At 74.0% G+C, this 16251-nt stretch carries 13 protein-coding genes; 6 read left to right on the top strand and 7 right to left on the bottom strand.

The window, feature by feature from the left end:
* The first annotated feature begins 135 nt into the window (after window positions 1–135).
* Window positions 136–1317, top strand: coding sequence for a macro domain-containing protein (locus IE294_RS38475; RefSeq protein ID WP_189893985.1), 1182 nt, complete (start codon window positions 136–138; stop codon window positions 1315–1317).
* Here IE294_RS38475 and IE294_RS38470 read toward each other — a convergent pair.
* Window positions 1292–1969 carry a 4Fe-4S cluster-binding domain-containing protein gene (locus IE294_RS38470; protein WP_189893983.1) on the bottom strand — a complete coding sequence of 226 codons (678 nt, stop codon included), beginning with the start codon at window positions 1967–1969 and terminating at the stop codon, window positions 1292–1294. The two genes, IE294_RS38475 and IE294_RS38470, sit on opposite strands and share 26 nt — an antisense overlap.
* 238 nt (window positions 1970–2207) lie before the next feature.
* Between IE294_RS38470 and IE294_RS38465 the strand changes: the two genes are divergently transcribed.
* From IE294_RS38465 to IE294_RS38455, 3 genes are all read left to right on the top strand, one after another.
* Complete coding sequence (locus IE294_RS38465; RefSeq protein WP_189893981.1) at window positions 2208–2894, top strand: hypothetical protein; 687 nt, start codon at window positions 2208–2210, stop codon at window positions 2892–2894.
* Between the two features lie 65 nt (window positions 2895–2959).
* Window positions 2960–3724 (top strand): hypothetical protein, encoded by a 765-nt coding sequence (locus IE294_RS38460; RefSeq protein ID WP_189893979.1) that lies wholly within the window; start codon window positions 2960–2962, stop codon window positions 3722–3724.
* Entirely contained in the window at window positions 3699–5294 is a 1596-nt protein-coding gene (locus IE294_RS38455) for a hypothetical protein (RefSeq protein WP_189893977.1), read from the top strand. Before IE294_RS38460 ends, IE294_RS38455 begins: the two co-directional genes overlap by 26 nt.
* Before the next feature lie 84 nt (window positions 5295–5378).
* Here IE294_RS38455 and IE294_RS38450 read toward each other — a convergent pair whose 3' ends face one another.
* The 3 genes from IE294_RS38450 to IE294_RS49160 are packed head-to-tail and all read right to left on the bottom strand — an operon-like array spanning window position 5379 to window position 10986.
* A complete protein-coding gene (locus IE294_RS38450) occupies window positions 5379–6029 on the bottom strand; it encodes an RES family NAD+ phosphorylase (protein ID WP_189893975.1) in 651 nt (216 codons plus the stop codon).
* Window positions 6029–6706 carry a hypothetical protein gene (locus IE294_RS38445; protein ID WP_189893973.1) on the bottom strand — a complete coding sequence of 226 codons (678 nt, stop codon included), beginning with the start codon at window positions 6704–6706 and terminating at the stop codon, window positions 6029–6031. The genes IE294_RS38450 and IE294_RS38445 overlap by 1 nt, the downstream gene beginning before the upstream one ends.
* Entirely contained in the window at window positions 6703–10986 is a 4284-nt protein-coding gene (locus tag IE294_RS49160) for a CHAT domain-containing protein (protein ID WP_189893970.1), read from the bottom strand. The genes IE294_RS38445 and IE294_RS49160 overlap by 4 nt, the downstream gene beginning before the upstream one ends.
* Before the next feature lie 146 nt (window positions 10987–11132).
* Here IE294_RS49160 and IE294_RS38435 point away from each other — a divergent pair, with 146 nt between their 5' ends.
* Together IE294_RS38435 and IE294_RS38430 are read left to right on the top strand one after the other, a co-directional pair.
* Window positions 11133–11504 (top strand): hypothetical protein, encoded by a 372-nt coding sequence (locus IE294_RS38435; protein WP_229917760.1) that lies wholly within the window; start codon window positions 11133–11135, stop codon window positions 11502–11504.
* Window positions 11501–12154, top strand: coding sequence for a hypothetical protein (locus IE294_RS38430; RefSeq protein WP_189893966.1), 654 nt, complete (start codon window positions 11501–11503; stop codon window positions 12152–12154). The genes IE294_RS38435 and IE294_RS38430 overlap by 4 nt, the downstream gene beginning before the upstream one ends.
* Before the next feature lie 14 nt (window positions 12155–12168).
* Here IE294_RS38430 and IE294_RS38425 read toward each other — a convergent pair whose 3' ends face one another.
* The 3 genes from IE294_RS38425 to hydA all read right to left on the bottom strand — a co-directional run bounded on the left by IE294_RS38425 (window position 12169) and on the right by hydA (window position 16237).
* Window positions 12169–13692, bottom strand: a complete 1524-nt coding sequence (locus tag IE294_RS38425; protein ID WP_189893964.1) for an NCS1 family nucleobase:cation symporter-1 — start codon at window positions 13690–13692, stop codon at window positions 12169–12171.
* 118 nt (window positions 13693–13810) lie between these two features.
* A complete protein-coding gene (locus IE294_RS38420; RefSeq protein ID WP_189893963.1) occupies window positions 13811–14830 on the bottom strand; it encodes a TIGR03842 family LLM class F420-dependent oxidoreductase in 1020 nt (339 codons plus the stop codon).
* A gap of 12 nt (window positions 14831–14842) precedes the next feature.
* Window positions 14843–16237, bottom strand: a complete 1395-nt coding sequence (gene hydA / locus IE294_RS38415) for a dihydropyrimidinase (RefSeq protein ID WP_189893961.1) — start codon at window positions 16235–16237, stop codon at window positions 14843–14845.
* Window positions 16238–16251: the final 14 nt, after the last annotated feature.

Genomic DNA, 16251 nt, shown 5'->3' with positions numbered 1-16251 from the left:
CCGGGGGGCCGCAATGCGGAGCGAACCGGCCCGGCGCGCGGGCCGCGGGACGATGAAGATAACGCGATTCCTGCCCGGTGGCGGTGACTTTCCCGGATCTTCAGGGAATCCCCGGCCGGGGCTACGATGCGCATCATGCAGCCCCTGCCCCCGCACGGAAATCTCGTCGCCGAACTCAGGGAACTGAGACGTCGCGGCCTGCCCGGGTTGCGCCACTGCACCAGGGACGCCCTGCGCGAGACCGCCGTAGCGGCCGGTCTGTGCACCGGGCCGGACGACGAGCAGACCGGCATCGAGGAGCTGCTGGGCGCGGCGGTACGGCGGCTGGCCGGCGGGCATCCGGTGCGGGACGACGACTCGTGCGATCCGCTGGCCCGGGCCGCCGCCCACTCCTTCGGGATCTTCGCCGCGCGGCGCGGGGTCCCCGGCACCGACCGGCGCAAGGCCGCGGCGGCCGTCTACGGCGTGACCACCGAGCGGTTCCGCAAGAGCCAGGAGCACGATGTCGTCGCCGAACTCGCGGCGGCGGTCCTGGCCGTGGCCCGGGAGGCGGGCGTCGGCGAGGCACCCGGCCGGCAGGTCGTCGTGGTGGGCGATTCGGCGGCTCCGGCACCGCCCACTCCGCCGGCGCACGCGGGGCCGCCCGCCGCCGGGCTGCCGCGGCGCCCGGGTGCCCGGCCGGCCGCCGCCGCACCCGTGGCCCCGACGGGCCGCATCACCGTCCGGGTGTGCCCGATCGAGGAGGTGCGGGACGTGGACGTCCTGGTCTCCTCCGAGAACACGTATCTGGAGATGTCCAAGACCTTCCGCCCCACGGTGTCCGGTGCGCTGCGCCGGGCCGCCGCCCTCCGGGACGCCTCGGGCGAGATCGTGGACGACGTGCTCTCCCGCGAACTGCGTGTGTGGCAGCGGACGCACGGCCGCGCGGGCATGCCCGTGCGGCCGGGCACGGTCGTCGCCACGTCGTCCGGCGCCCTGGCCGCCCACGGGGTGCGGCGCATCCACCACGCGGCGATCGCCACCCCGGTCGGCGACGGCGACCGCTATCACGTGTCCCCCGCCGTGCTCGCCGAGGCGGTGCGTGCGTCCTTCGAACTGGCCCGCCACGAGAGCGAGTTCCTCTCCCTGCCGATGTCCTCGATCTGCTTCCCGCTGCTGGGCGCCGGCCGGGGCGGCCTGCCCGTGGAGACCGTGGCCCGCCGGCTGCTCGACGCGATCCGGGCGGAGTTGCGCCGGGACCCGTCCTGGTCGGTGCTGCTGGTCACGCCGGAGGAGAGCCACGCCAGGCTGCTCACGGCCGCCAGCTCCGCTCCGTGAGGGCCACCCCGCCCTGCCCCAGCCGCCGTTCCAGTTGCAGGAGTTCACCGCGCAGGGGGACACCGTAGAGCCGTAGCTCCCCGTCCCCGCCCGAGGTCACCTGGAGGCGCGGGCCCGGCGCCTCCCGGGCCAGGTACGGGCCGTAGCGGGCGGCGCCGAGCGGTGTCAGCGGGACGATCCGCTGGTTGGCCGAGCCGCGCCAGGCGAGCCGGGTGGGCTGCGCCACCCGGAACCGGCCGGTGATCACGGCGTCCGCGCCGGCGAGGGCGGCGTGCCGCTCAGGCGTCAGCTCCGCGGGCTCGTACCCCGTGTACACCAGCAGGTCGGCGGGACGGTGCCCGGCGCTCCCCTCGCGGCGCCGGGCACCGTCCCGCAGGCGTGCCGCACCGGCCAGCAGTTCGGCGAGCGCCGCCGCCTGCTGCAAGGGCTCGCCGCCGCTGACCGTGAGGCCACCGGCCCCGTCGGCCAGGGCCCGCCGCCACAGCGCGAGCACCTCGGAGACGGTGGCGGGTGTGCCCGCGGCCGGGTCCCAGGTGTGCCGTGACATGCATCCGGCGCAGCCCAGGGAGCAGCCCTGGAACCAGACGCCGAGCCGTTTTCCGGGGCCCAGCGTTTCCAGTGGGTAGTGCGTCCCGTCGAGGCGCAATTCCACGGCATCTCCTCCTCGCACCGGCTTGGAGTATCCAGTGCGCCGAGGGGCCCCCGCAATTGCCGGAAGGCCCCGATCCGGCTCTCCGCCGGGCGAGAACCGGTTGTTTTCCGGAGCACCGCAAAGAATGATCGGTTCCTCTCAAATCACGTGTCCCGCTAGGGGTTTTGCTCCGCTACTCTCTCCCCATCGCGGCGCCTTCCCACCCGGACCGCCCGCGACGAATGGGGGCTCTTCGAAAATGATCAACAAAGCTCGAATAAATGTCCGGGTTCGACGGCTGAAAGCGGGGCGGCTCTCCTCGGCACGCGCCCGGTTCCACGGCCGCCGGGACGCGGCCGGGCTCCGGGAATTCCTGACGGACGCGGCGGCCGGCCGCACACCGGCCGACGACGACGGCCTGCCGCCCTACATCCTGGGCCTGCGGGCCCAGGTGCGGCGCGGCACCGCACGGCTGCGCTCCCGCACCCTCACGGCGCACCGCGCGCTGCACATCCGCATCCAGGCCGAGTCGGTGCGGGTCGTGACCCAGTACACGGTGCGCGGGGAACCGGCGCCCGCCGCGCTCGCCCGGTTCGGGCAGATGGTCGGTCAGTGGCGCTCCGCCGCCTCCGTCTGCCGCCAGCAGGCCCAGCAACTCGCCGACGAAGCCAACCAGTTGATCGCCTGCTACTGGGACGGCGCCTGGACCCGCAGCCAACGCGACGGCCATGTCAGCGGGCCACGGCCCACGGGCTGGCTGCCCGGGGAGATCACCCTGGACCACACCTGGGCCCACCTGGACGACGGTCTGCTCAACGACCGCTGGTACGCCCCGGACCACGCCGGACGCGACACCGATCCGTCGGCCGTCGCGCAGGCGCTGCACATCCTCGACCACCAGGCGGCGCGCGGCGGCGACGCCACGAGCGGGGTCCGCGGCCGATGACCGTCCGTCTTCCGCTCCCCGTCCGCTCCCCGTCCCCCGCTCCCAGGAAGGCCAAGGAAGTGATCGTGCGTCACTCGGCCCGGACCGCTCACCGGTCCCCCGTCCGCGCCGCCGCCCGGCTCGCCGTCGTCGTCCCGCTGGTGTGCGCGCTCTCCGCCCTCGTCTCCTGCACCAAGCAGGAGGAGGCCCTCACCACTCCGTGCGGGGTGGTCGTCGACGGCTCGGGGTCGGCCGCCGCCGTCAAGCAGGGATTCGACTCGGAGGCCAAACTGAAGGACAGCCTCGTCGAGTTCCTCACCGACCAGAAGTGCGGCACCGTGGACTTCGCGCCCATCACCCGGTCCTCGCGCAGTTCCTCCTGCCGGCAGGGCCAGGTGGACCTCGACCCGCCGCACGACGCCAACACCGACCAGAAGGTGCAGCGGGCCAACGCCCAGCGGAACGCCGCCGTCGCGGCGCTCGCCGAGCTCAAGTGCGCCCGCTCGCAGAACGGTTCGGACGTGTGGGGTGCGCTGGCCCGCATCGGTGAGGCCGTACCCGGCGACGGCGAGGCGCCGAAGCTGCTCGTCGTGAGCGACTTCGCCCAGGCCGACCCGGAGTTCTCCCTGTCCCGCCACGACCTCAGCACCAAGGCCCGGCGGGCGAAGGTCATCGACTCGCTCGTCAAGGAGCGGGGTCTGCCCGGCATCGAGGGCATGGACGTCTTCCCGGTCGGGCTCGGCATGCAGTACTCGGCGAAACCCAGCGAGGCCGACGACTTCGAGTCCTTCTGGGTGGAAGCACTCGAAGGGAGGGCCAAGGCACATGTCGACACCCAGTACAAGCGCTGACACACCCGAGCCGCGCCGCCGGCGGCTCACCCGCTCCGTGCCGTTCCCGGGACGGAGCACACAGCGGACCACCCGGCCCCGGCCCGGCCCCGCGCCCGGCGGGCTCGCCGGGCGGCGGCCCCTGGTCCTCGACGACAAGGCCGAGAGCGGCCTGCTCGGCACCGCCCGCAAGCGGGGCCGGCAGGCCGGCCGGAAACGGACGCTGGACCCGTGGGTGCTCAACAGCGGTGACCGGTTGCCGTACTTCGCGGAACTGGCCTCCGTGCGGGACACCGTGATCCACCGGGTCGAGGAGGACCTGCGCCTGTGGGAGGAGGCGGCACGGCTCCAGGACGCCCGGGCGGCCACCGCCGTGACCGCGGGCGAGGAGGAGACCCGGCTCCTGGACGAGCGGCTGAGGGAGGCCGACCGGGACATCGAGGCGGCCCGCGGCCAGCTCGACCTCCTCGCCCTCCGGTCCTCGCGCTGGCTCCGCTTCCGGGACCGGCTGCGCGAACGCGTCGAGGACCGCTGGCTGCGCGCCCGCTTCCCGGACCCCGCCGGGCCCCCGGCCGCCCGCACCGCGGACCCGGACGCGCCCGCGGACGAACCGGGGCCGACGACCGGCAAGGACGAGAGCGCGGAGCCGGGAGACGAGTGGCAGTCGGTGTCCACGGCGGGCTCCCCCGCGGACGACCTCTCGCCCGCCGCGCTGCGCGAGGAGTTCCGCGCCGCACGGCGGGAGGCCGGCATCGGGTCGGGCGAGGGCTGGGAGGGACTCCAGACCCGCCCCGGCCTGCCCCGGTGGCTGACCCTGGCCCTGCTGGTCGTCATCATGGCCGTCGAAGTGCCGGTCTACTGGGTCGCCTACCAGCCCTTCCACGGGGTCGGCAGCACCGGCGGGGACGCGCTCTCCGGCACGCTCGCGGTCTCCTCCGCCGTCATCATGCTGATCCTGCCGCACCTGGCGGGACACATGCTGCGGTGGCGCTCGGCGACCGGATCGCCGCGCGGCGGATGGCTGCCCGCCCTGTCGCTGCTCGGCGTGTGGGGCGGGCTGACCTGGGTGCTCGGCACGCTGCGCGCCAAGTTCGTGATGCAGCACGACGCTCCGGCGCCCGCCGGCAAGGACACCTCGGGCTTCCGCGGGCTCGGCGGCTCGTCCGCCGACACCTCGACCCTGGTGGACCGGCTGCACCTGTCGACCCAGACGGTGACCTGGCTGTTCTGCGCGCTGCTGCTGCTCTCCGGCGGGGTCGGCTTCCTGCTCGGCCTGTTCCGGGAGCACCCGTTCCTCGACGCCTACCGCACGGCGGTCGAACGGCGTGCGGAGCTCCAGGGCCGGCGCGAGCGGAGCGCCGCCGCCACCGAGCGGGCCAGGGCCGCGCAGCAGACGGCCGAGGACCGGCAGGGACAGCGCAGAGAGGCCGCCGACGAGCGGATCGCCGCGGCCCGCCAGCTGTACGAGGCCGCAGCCCACGAGTACCTCGACGGGGTGATGACGGCCTCCAAGGACCCCGCCGTCACCGAGTCGGCGATGCGCCTGTCCCGGAACTGGCCGCTGCTGCCGGCACCGCTGCGGGACCGGTGAGGGACGGCCGGCGTCCCCGGAACACCGGACCGGTACCGCCCCGGCCCCGGCGAGGGGACCGGGGCGGTCGTGTGTCCCCGGTGCTCAGCCCTCCGTGACGGAGACGACGGCGTGCAGCGGCGCCAGCAGCCGGTTGACCCTGCGTACGTCGTCCGTCGACGCCAGCCGCAGGCGCTCCCGCGGGCGGGGGTCGAGGGGCGGGTCCGGGCAGCGGTCCTGGAACAGCTGGAGCGCGGGGCGCGGCCGGCAGCGCTTGGACGTCCACCACAGGCCCTGGACGTCGTCACAGCGTTCGCGGATCACCCGCACCCAGTACCGGGTCCCGGCGTACTCCTCGGTGTCGATCAGCCAGTCGTCCTGCCAGACGGCGGCCAGGCCCTCGGCGGTCGTGAGGTCCACCAGGGAGAGGTCCGCCGTGGTGCGGACCGCCGAGAGGACGTACCGGGAGGCCTGTGCCCAGGGGATCTGGCGCACCCCGTCGTCGCCGAACTCGACTGACCTGAGCAGGACTTCGGACAGGGCGGTGACCGGATCGAGGGCCGCGTAGAGGTAGGGGTAGGGGTCCTTGTCGGTGGGGTCGAAGCGGCTGCCCTTGAAGAACTCGTGGGCGACGTTCGGGTTGAACTCGCCGGCCCCGAACCGCTCCTCGTGGCACCGCCACAGCACCGTGCCCGCCGTCAGGGTGTGACGCAGCGGCTTCATCGGCACGCCCTCGGGCGGAAGCTGGCCCGCCATCAGTACGCCCCCACGAGCTCGGCGGCGGCGCGTTCCAGCGCGTCGTCCGGCAGGACGCCGAGCAGTTCCGCCGGGACGCCGCCCAGCCACCGGTTGCCGCCCAGCCACCAGTCGGCGGCTCCCCAGGGGTCGCGGTCCGCGCGGAGCAGTACGTTGATCCGGCGGACGACCGGCAGCGGTTCGGCGGTGCCGGGCCTGAACTGGAAGCGGGGGTAGCGGATGCCGCGGTCCGGGTCGCGGAGCCGGATCAGTTCGGCGGGCCGGTCCGAGGCCCCGGACGGGGTGGGGGTCAGGGCCGCGTGCTCGGCCTCGGTCAGCGCGGGGGCGTCGAGGAGCCGCCGGCGGGCCGACCGCAGCAGTTCGGCGGGGTCGGGCGGTGGGGTGCCGAGGACGTCGATCACCGCGTCGATCGTGGGGAGACCGGGCAGTTCGCGGGTGCCGGCGGCGTAGCGGTGGCCGCCGAGCGCCTGCGCCACGGGGTGGTCGGGCGGCAGCGCGGACAGGGTGCGCTTCAGCCGGCGCACGGTGCGGGCGACGGCCGCGGGATTGCCGGCGGCGGTCTCCTCACGCATCTCCCGCAGGGCGTCGGACACCTGTCCGAGGTCGTCGTCGCCCAACTCCGTGATGACGGTGGTCCAGTGGCTCTCCAGGAGCCCGAGCAGTTCCTCCGACGTCATACGCGCTCTCCTTCCCGCTGCCGGGCGGGAGCCGCCGGTGCCGGGTTGCCGTGGTGGACGAAGGCCGCCCAGGTGTCGGGCCGGTCGCGGAAGTCTTCCGCGAGCCGCCAGGGGGCCGAGAGGCCGTGCAGCGCCGGGACGGGCGGGCGCTCGCCGGGCGGGGTGAGCATCCAGCGCTGGGCGGCGCGCAGCGCGTCCGGCGGGGCCAGGCCCCGGGCGAGCGCGTCGTGCAGGACGAGCATGAGCAGTTCGGACCGCATGTCGTCGACCTTCCAGCGGGAGCCGATGGCGTCGGCGGCCAGCCGGTGCACCAGCACCGAGGTCACGGTCAGGGCCTCGTCGTGGTCGCGGGTGGTGAGGTCGGTCTCGCAGCCGCCGCACACGACGAGGGGGCCGGCCGCGCGGAAGGCGTCGCCTTCGGCGGGCGTCTCCAGCAGGGTGCTGAGCGTGAGCTCCCCGCCGCCGGACGACTCGCCGGCCTCGCTCGATGCCGCCAGGTGCAGGGCCGAGCGGGTGGGGTCCGGCCCGGCGAGCCCGTGACAGGCCAAGTGCACGAGGGAGGCGGGGGCGGTGGCCCGGCCGCCGAGCAGGGCCAGGACGGTTTCCGGGGTGGCGGGGTTGTCGTCGGGATGGTGGACCAGGGCGCCGGGATAGTGCGCACCGGCGAGGGTCTCGATCTCCTCCTCGGCCCACTCCAGATCGTCCACCGCGTGGAACACCAGGGCCGGCCGCTCACCGAGCGCCATCCGCCGACGGGCCGCGGCCCGCAGGAACTCCCGCCCGGAGGCGGCGTACGTGAGCACACCGACCTCGCAGACCCGCACCCCCCGCGCCACGCCGGGCACCTCCAGAACACCCGCCTGCCAGGGCACGACGCCCAGTTCCCCACAGGGGACGATGACGAGCCTTACGGCCGGGGGCGGGGCGGGCTGGGGGTGGGTGGGGTCGAAGGTGCCGGGAGCGATGGCGTTCGGCGGGGCGTCGACCGTTCGGGAACCGGCGCCATCGCCCGCCACCGCGGTCGACCCCGCCTCCGCCAGGGCGCGGTCCCACAGTGCCAGGTGGTCCAGGGCGGGGCCGAGGACGCCGCCGGCCCAGGCGCACAGGTCGTCCAGGGCCCGCAGCCAGCGGCGTTCGGCGCGCTCCGTCTCCCGCGGGTTGGCGGTGTCCTCGTCGGCGGCCTCCAGACGCTGGCGGTCGGCGCCGGCCGCCAGGTACCGCGCGACCGGCCCGCGGCCGGCCGGGGTGAGGCCCGGCAGGGGCAGCGCGGTGACGGGGCCGTCGGCGGGGACGACCAGGACCGCCCCGTCGGAATCGTCCAGGCCGGGCACGAGGTACAGCAGCGCGTCCGCCTCCGTGGCCCGCAGCCCGGCGCGCAGGTCGTTCACGGAGGCGACCACCGGCTCCATGTCGGCCCCGCCCTGCCCCCGCAGCAACTCCAGCGAGCGACGCCGCAGGTCACCGGGCAGCCCGGGAACACCCGAGCCCACGGCGGCGAGCACCTCCAACGGCGAACGCCCCCGCGCCTCACCGGGGGCACCCGGCCCCTCGTCGGCATCACCGGCAACCGGGCCACCGTCGTTGGGCACCGTCAGCGAGGAGCGACCCCGCACGTCACCGGCAGCACCCGGACCCCCGTCGGCGACCACCCCCAGCGAAGAGTTCCCCCGGGACTCACCATCGCCGCCCTCACCCGCCTCAGCGAACGTCTCCACGGGGGGACGCCCCCGCACCGCGCCGTCGGCCCCCGCGCCCACCTCGGCCGAGAGTTCCAGCAGGGAACGGCCGTCGTCGGTCCGCTCCCAGGAGGGCTCGGTCGCGGCCTCGCGCCAGCGGTCGGCCAGTTCCGTTTCCCCGAGGGCCGCCAGCCGGTCGGCTACGCCCGCCGAGACGGCCGCCGCGCCGAGTACCAGGGAGCGGCCCGCCTCCAGGCACGCGATGGCCTCCTCGGTGAGTCCGGCGCGCAGCGCCCAGAAGGCCGCTCGGCGGCCCCGCTCGGCCGCAGCGCGCGCGATCCGCAGACCGCGGCCGACGCCCTGCTGGAGCAGAACGTCATCGGCGGACAGCCGCAGTGACCGGCGGGCGAGACCGACGGCGGCCCGCAGATCGTCATCGACACCGGATACTCCCGCCGGAACAGCAGGGTCGGCACCGGACCCACCCACCCGCAGCGCGCGGTCCGCACCGGACCCACCCGCCCGCGAGCCACCGCCAACACCCGACCCGCCCACCGACAGGCCACCGCCAACACCCGACCCACCCACCGACAGGCCACCGTCGATACCGGACACCCCCGCCGGAACAGCAGGGTCGGCACCCGACCCGCCCACCGACAGGCCACCGTCGACACCGGACACCCCCGCCGGAGGGGCCTCGTCGGTGCCGTCCCCTCGTGTCCCCGGCCCACCGTCAGCACCAGCCACCCCCGCCCGCAGGGCACCGTCGGGGCCGTCCCCGGCCGCCCGCAGGCCCGCCCGCTTCGCGTGCAGTGCCGCCAAGTCCCAGGTGAGACCCGCGCCGCCCGGGCCGCCGTCGGGGAATTCCGTCAGCGCCTGGGTCAGTTCGCCGATCGCCTCGTCCAGTGCGCCGGTGTCCCCGGTGAGGAGGTGCAGGGTGTCCAGGGCGAGCGCGATGCCGCCGCGGGCACGGGGCCGGAAGTCGGAGGTGAACCCGGTGGCGTCCAGGGCCGACCGAGCGCGCTGGACGCCCTCGGCGATGCGGCCCGGGTCCGACTCGGCGATCGCCGTCAGGGTGATCAGCGGGGCCCAGGTGATGTCGAGGAGGCTGCGCAGGACGGGCATGTCCACGGATGTCTCCACGGCCCGCTGGAGGTGGTGCACGGCCGCGCGCAGATGTGCGGTGCGGTCCTCCGCGGACGGCACGAGCACGACGCGGCTGAGGTAGGCCATGCCGAGGACGAAGCCGGTCAGCGCGCCGGTCCATTCCTCGGCACCGTCGTAGGTCTCGTCCAGTTCCAGTTCGCACAGCTCGTCGATCACGTCCTCGACCTCGCCGACGTCACCCCGGTCCAGGGCGGACGTCACCCGCCCGTGGAGCCGGACGGCCTCCCCGCACAGACGCAGGCTGGCGGCGAGGTCGCTCGTGGGGTCGTCGTCCCACCGCTGCGCCTCCAGCAGTTCCCGGGCCATGTCCTCGTCCTGGAGGCTGCCGCCGGTGAGGGCGGCGCCGAGGAGCAGTCCGGGCACGACGGTACGGAGCCACTCGCCGTGGGAGCGGCTGTCGAGTTCCCCGTTGGCCGAGGCCTCGTGCATCAGCCGGAGCGCCGTGCGGAATCCCTCCATGTCGCCGGTGCGGGTGGCGAGGGCGACGTGGACGAGCGCGGCGACCATCCGGGACGGCAGGGGTGCCGGGCCGCCCTCCGTCGCGGTGCCCGCCGGGTCTCCGGACAGTTCGGCGAGGAGCCCGGAGAGGTGCTGCGGCGCCATGGTCCCGGGCGACATGACCTCGGCGAGGGCCAGCAACTGGCTCAGGAGGTGCCGGGTCTCGGCGGACGAGCCGGAGGAGTCGTCGGCCGATGCCTCGCCGGTCTCGCCGGACGGCCCCCGTTCCATCTGGCCGAGTATCAGCGACAGTATGGTGCTCAGCGACGACGACGGCGTCTGGTCCGCCATGGTGTCGGCGATCCGCCGGCCCCCGCGGACGAGCGTGGTGGTGTCACCGGACAGCAGCGCGTCGGTCATCTCACCGAAGGTCCGGAGGTTCTCCCGGAGCTGGGGCTCCATCCGCTGGTGCTCGCGTTCCAGCAGCAGCCGGACGAGCAGCGCGCTGTCCTCCACCATCCCCGAACCGCCCTGGGCGAGCGGGGTGCCCTCCGCGGCCAGGGACATGAGCCGGTCGACGGTCCAGTCGCCGGGAGACATGGCCATGGCCTCGCGGCTGAGCCGCATCAGCCGCGACGCGACCAGACCCACGAGGTCCCGGTACGCGGCCTCCCGGTCCGCCTCCCCGAGCAGGGGCGAGCCGAGGGCCTGCTCCAGCAGGGGCAGCGCCCGCTCCCGGTCGGCCGGGGTGCCGTCCAGGATGAACCGTACGGCGTGGCACCGGCCGAGCCGTGCCGCCACCAGTGCGGCCGTCGTCCCGTCGCCGCCCGCTCGTGTCAACTCGTCCAGCAGCAGGGTCAGTTCACCGGTCAGGGCATCGAGTTGCGGTCCTCGTGTCCCTTGGTAGGCCTCCGGTTCGAGCGGTACGGAGAACCCGGCCGCGCGGGCGAGCGCGGCGGTGGCGCGGTCGGCCACGGGTGCGGCCCCGGCTTCAGTCATGCGTCATCCCCTCCCCCCGCCATGGTGCCCGTTCCCGTGCCGCGGCAGCCGGGTCCGGCGCGCCTGACCGGCATCCTGCCGGACAACGCCCGGCCCCCGGCCGGTTTCCGCCCGATCCGCCGTGGCACAGCAGGGGCGGAGTGGGCATGCTGGGGTTGCCGGCCGAGCACGGCCGCACGGGTGACGCAGGGGGGAACACGGTGACGAACTCCGGACCGGGGCCGGACACCCTCGCGCCGTACCTGGAGACGACCCAGGGGGACTACGCGGCCCGTTACACGGCCGGTCTGCGGGTCGAGGCGGCGGACGCGGGCGTGGTCGTCCTGTACGGCCGCTGCCCCCGGTGCGGCTGCGCGTTCACGTACACGCACACGGACCGGGTGTTCCGCTCGCCGCGCCGTGGGCCCCGCCCGGCGCATGTGCCGGTGCTCTGCGCGTGCGAGGCCGAGCATCCGGGCCGGCCGGCCGAGGAGACGGGGTGCGGCGCCTACTGGAACGTCGTCGTGGAGCGGGGGTGACCCCGCGCCCGCGGGTCCGGCCGGGTCCGCCCGGGACCCCCGCCGACCGCCAGGCGGCCCGGCAGACCCGGGAGTTGCTCGCCGGTGAGCTCTCCCGGGCCCGGGAGGCGGCGCTCGCCTGGCGCAACGGGCTCGCGGCGCTCTTCGCCGGGTTGTTCGGCTTCGGCCTGATCAAGGGCCGTACCGACGTGGGCGGACTGGCCGCCCCGTACGACGCCCTGGTGGGCGGCGCGCTGCTGCTGTGCCTGGTGTGCGGCACGCTGGGCGCGCTGCTGCTGCTCCGGGCGGCGCACGGCGCGCCCACCGGGGTCCGGCTGCCCACCGGCGTGCCCGCCACGGCCACCGCGCTGCACCTGGGCGATCACATGGAGACCCGCCGCACGGTGCGGGCCCTCACCCGTGGGGTGGCGCTGACGATCTGCTGCGGGGCGCTGCTCGTCACGGCGGTGGCGCTGACCTGGTACGGCCCCGGTAAGGACGGTCCCCGCATCCTGGTGCGCACCCCGTCGGGCGTGGTGTGCGGGAAGCCGGGGCGCACCGAGGCCGGAGTGCTGCTGGTGAGGACGGACACCGGCGAGGTCGCGGTGCGGCTGGCCCGGGCCGAGGCCGTGACCGCGGTCGACGACTGCCCGGGCGCCGCGCCCCCCTGAGGATGCCGGTCCGCTCAGCCGTCGGCGTGCCGCCCGGAGGCCAGGGTGAGGGTCAGGTACAGCACCAGGGAGGTGCCGAGGCCCACCGCCCAGCCGTAGTCGGCGAGGGGCGCCAGGGCGGGGACGGGGCGGCCGTCGGTCAGGGGCTTGAGGCTCGCGCCGCCGAGCGCGAGGACACCGCCCGCCAGGAAGGCGACGACCGCCCGCCAGTTCCAGCCGCCCGTGTACCAGTACGCACCGCCCGGGCGGTACAGGTCACCGAGGTCCAGGCGGGTGCGGCGCAGCAGCCAGTAGTCGGCGACGAGGATGCCGGCGACCGTGCCGAGCAGGCCGCCGACCAGACCCAGCCAGGTGAAGATGTAGCCCTGCGGGTCGGAGTACAGCTTCCACGGGAAGATCAGCACGGCGAGGACGGCGGTGATCAGGGCGCCGGTGCGGAAACTCACCTTCCTGGGCGCGACGTTGGAGAAGTCGAAGGCCGGGGAGACCAGGTTGGCGGCGATGTTCACGGACAGCGTCGCCACCAGGACGGTCACGAGCGCGTACAGCAGACCGGCCACGTTGTCCGTCTTCGCCGCCAACTGCACCGGGTCCCAGACCGGTTCGCCGTACACGGCCTGTGAGCCGGAGGTGACCAGCACGGACAGGAACGCGAACAGGGTCATCGTGGTCGGCAGGCCGAGGGCCTGGCCCCAGGTCTGCGCGCGCTGGCTCCTGCCGTAGCGGGTGAAGTCGGGGATGTTCAGCGACAGCGTCGACCAGAAGCCGATCATGCCCATGAGGGAGGGCCAGAACAGCTTCCAGAAGTCGCCGCCCCAGCCCAGCTTGGACGGCTGGTCGAAGAGCGGCCCGACGCCCCCGGCCTTGCCGCTCATCCACCACAGCATCACGAACGCGCCGACCAGGACGAACGGCGCGGCCCAGTTCTCGAAGCGGCGGATGGTCTCCATGCCGCGGTGGATGATGGCCACCTGGATCGCCCAGAACACCGCGAAGGACAGCCACATGGTCCAGGCGTGGCCGCCGATGTGCCCCGCGTTCCTCCAGCCGTCGCCGATCAGCTTCCCGGCGAGGAAGTAGATCGCCTCGCCGCCGATCCAGGTCTGGATGCCGAACCAGCCGCATGCCACCAACGCCCTTACGACGGCGGGCAGGTTGGCGCCGCGCACGCCGAAGGAGGCGCGGGCGAAGACCGGGAAGGGGATGCCGTACTTGGGGCCGGCGTGCCCGGTGAGCAGCATCGGCACCAGCACGATCAGGTTGGCGAGGGCGATGGTGAACACCGCCTGCTTCCAGTCCATGCCCACCGCGATCAGCCCGGAGGCGAGGGTCCAGGAGGCGGTGTTGTGGGCCATGCCGACCCACAGGGCGGAGAAGTTGTACGTCGTCCACGTGCGCCGGTCCACGGGGACCGGGAGCAGGTCCTGGTTGGCGTAGGGGCCGCTGGGCGGCGGTGTGCCGGGGGCGAGTTCCACGCGCCCGTCGGGGAGGGTGACTTGGTCGGGTATCGGTCTGGCCGTGGGAGTGGTGTCGGTCATGGGCTGGCCAATCGGGGAGAGGCGGATCGGGAATGGCCGTGCGGGCACCAGCCCCCTCCCCAGGCGGCGGGGAGGGGAGACCAAGGGGGGCGTGGGGGGACTCGCGGACGTGGGCGGGTCAGGAGTTGACGGCGGGGATGACGTGGTGGCCGTAGGCCTCGATGGTGGCTTCCTGCGCGTCGTGCATGTCGTACACCGCGAACTGGTCGACGCCCAGGGCGCGCAGCGCGGTCAGTTTCTCGATGTGCTTCCCGACCGGGCCGATGACGCAGAACCGGTCCACGATCTCGTCGGGCACGAACGCGGTGTCCGGGTTGCCGCTGCGTCCGTGGTGGGCGTAGTCGTAGCCTTGGCGGGCCCTGATGTAGTCGGTGAGTTCCCCGGGGACCTGTGCGGAGTGCTCGCCGTACCTGGCGACCAGGTCGGCGACGTGGTTGCCGACCATGCCGCCGAACCAGCGGCACTGGTCGCGGGCGTGCGCCAGGGCCTCGGGCGAGTCGTCCTCGGTGACGTACGCCGGCGCGGCGACGCAGATGGTCACCTCGGACGGGTCGCGGCCGGCCGCGACCGCCGCGTCCTTGACGGCGTTGACCATGTACTCGGTCAGGTAGAGGTCGGCGAGCTGGAGGATGAACCCGTCGGCCTCCTCGCCGGCCATCTTCAGCGCCTTCGGCCCGTACGCGGCCATCCAGACCGGGAGTTCGGCGCCCTCCCTGATCCACGGGAACCGGATCTTCGTACCGCCGAGGTCGGCCTCCTCGCCCCGGCCGAGGGCGCGGATGACCTTCATGGCCTCGCTGATCCGGGCGAGCGTGTTGGGTCTGCGGCCCGCGACGCGCATCGCGGAGTCGCCGCGGCCGATGCCGCAGACGGTGCGGTTGCCGAACATGTCGTTGAGGGTGGCGAAGGTGGAGGCGGTGACCTCCCAGGTGCGGGTGCCCGGGTTGGTGACCATCGGGCCGACCGTGAGCTTCCGTGTGTTCGCCAGGATCTGGCTGTAGATCACGAACGGCTCCTGCCAGAGCACGGCGGAGTCGAAGGTCCAGCCGTAGCGGAAGCCGTTGCGCTCGGCCCGTTTCATCAGGCTGACGACCCGGGAGGCGGGCGGGTCGGTCTGGAGGACGAGTCCGAAGTCCATGGGGCGCCACTCCTAGGTGAGGTACTGACAGGTGGAGCGCGGGGTGAAGACGCCGTGCCCGGCGCGTCCGGTGTACTCCCGCTGGTCGATGACGAGTTCGCCGCGCGACAGGACCGTCTCGACGCGGCCGGTGACGCGCTTGCCCTCGTACGCCGAGTAGTCGACGTTCATGTGGTGGGTCTCGGCGGACATCACCTGTTCGGCGTGCGGGTCGTAGATGACGACGTCCGCGTCGGCGCCCGGGGTGATGGTTCCCTTCTTCGGGTACAGCCCGAACATCCGGGCCGGGGCGGCGCAGGCGATCTCGATCCAGCGGCGGCGGGAGATGTGCCCGTCCACGACCGCCTGGTGGAGCAGGTCCATGCGGTTCTCCACGCCCGGCAGCCCGTTGGGGATCCTGGAGAAGTCGCCGCGGCCCAGTTCCTTCTGGCCGGTGAAGCAGAAGGGGCAGTGGTCGGTGGAGACGACCTGGAGGTCGTTGGTCCGCAGGCCCCGCCACAGCCTGGCCTGGTGCTCCTTCGGCCTCAGGGGCGTGCTGCACACGTACTTGGCGCCCTCGAAGCCGGGCTCGGCCAGGTTGTCCGTCGACAGGAACAGGTACTGCGGGCAGGTCTCGCCGAAGACGTTCAGCCCCTCGTCGCGCGCCCGCGCCAGCTCGGCCACGGCCTCCATGGCGGAGACGTGCACGACGTACAGGGGCGCGCCGGCCACCTGGGCGAGCCTGATGGCCCGGTGGGTGGCCTCCGCCTCCAGCAGGGCCTTGCGCACCTCGCCGTGGTACCGCGGGTCGGTCTCGCCCCGGGCGAGGGCCTGCTCGACCAGCACGTCGATGGCGATGCCGTTCTCGGCGTGCATCATGATCAGTCCGCCGTTCTCGGCGGAGCGCTGCATGGCGCGCAGGATCTGCCCGTCGTCGGAGTAGAAGACCCCGGGGTAGGCCATGAACTGCTTGAAGCTGGTGACCCCCTCCTCGATCAGCAGGTCCATCTCCTTGAGCGTCTCCTGGTTCACATCGGAGACGATCATGTGGAAGGCGTAGTCGATCGCGCAGTTGCCCTCGGCCTTGGCGTGCCAGGTGTCCAGGCCCTCGCGCAGGGTGTGGCCGACGCTCTGCACCGCGAAGTCCACGATGGTCGTCGTACCGCCCCAGGCGGCGGCGCGGGTGCCGGTCTCGAAGGTGTCGGAGGCGAAGGTGCCGCCGAACGGCAGCTCCATGTGGGTGTGGGCGTCGACGCCGCCCGGGATGACGTACTTCCCGGTGGCGTCGATGGTGCGGTCCGCGCTCCAGTTCTGCGCGCCGGGCGTGGCGAGGGCGGTGATGCGGGAGTCCTCGATGAGGACGTCGGCGTGGATCTCGTCGGACGCGGTGATGACGAGACCACCGCGGATGACGGTACGGCTGCTCATGCTGCTCCCTTCGT

This window comes from Streptomyces canarius (assembly GCF_014650735.1).
GTDB lineage: Bacteria > Actinomycetota > Actinomycetes > Streptomycetales > Streptomycetaceae > Streptomyces > Streptomyces olivaceoviridis.
The sequence above is the reverse complement of the archived record's forward strand: the minus strand, read 5'-3'. Positions and strand labels throughout refer to the sequence as shown.

Bases quoted from the DNA above. Each gene is read 5' to 3' on its own strand.
- IE294_RS38445 (WP_189893973.1), bottom strand. From the start codon at position 6,706: ATGACGTCGGAGGAACTGCTCGGGCTCCTGGAGAGCCACTGGACCACC.
- IE294_RS38465 (WP_189893981.1), top strand. From the start codon at position 2,208: ATGATCAACAAAGCTCGAATAAATGTCCGGGTTCGACGGCTGAAAGCG.
- IE294_RS38420 (WP_189893963.1), bottom strand. From the start codon at position 14,830: ATGGACTTCGGACTCGTCCTCCAGACCGACCCGCCCGCCTCCCGGGTC.
- IE294_RS49160 (WP_189893970.1), bottom strand. From the start codon at position 10,986: ATGACTGAAGCCGGGGCCGCACCCGTGGCCGACCGCGCCACCGCCGCG.
- IE294_RS38475 (WP_189893985.1), top strand. From the start codon at position 136: ATGCAGCCCCTGCCCCCGCACGGAAATCTCGTCGCCGAACTCAGGGAA.
- IE294_RS38455 (WP_189893977.1), top strand. From the start codon at position 3,699: ATGTCGACACCCAGTACAAGCGCTGACACACCCGAGCCGCGCCGCCGG.
- hydA (WP_189893961.1), bottom strand. From the start codon at position 16,237: ATGAGCAGCCGTACCGTCATCCGCGGTGGTCTCGTCATCACCGCGTCC.
- IE294_RS38435 (WP_229917760.1), top strand. From the start codon at position 11,133: ATGCTGGGGTTGCCGGCCGAGCACGGCCGCACGGGTGACGCAGGGGGG.
- IE294_RS38450 (WP_189893975.1), bottom strand. From the start codon at position 6,029: ATGGCGGGCCAGCTTCCGCCCGAGGGCGTGCCGATGAAGCCGCTGCGT.
- IE294_RS38425 (WP_189893964.1), bottom strand. From the start codon at position 13,692: ATGACCGACACCACTCCCACGGCCAGACCGATACCCGACCAAGTCACC.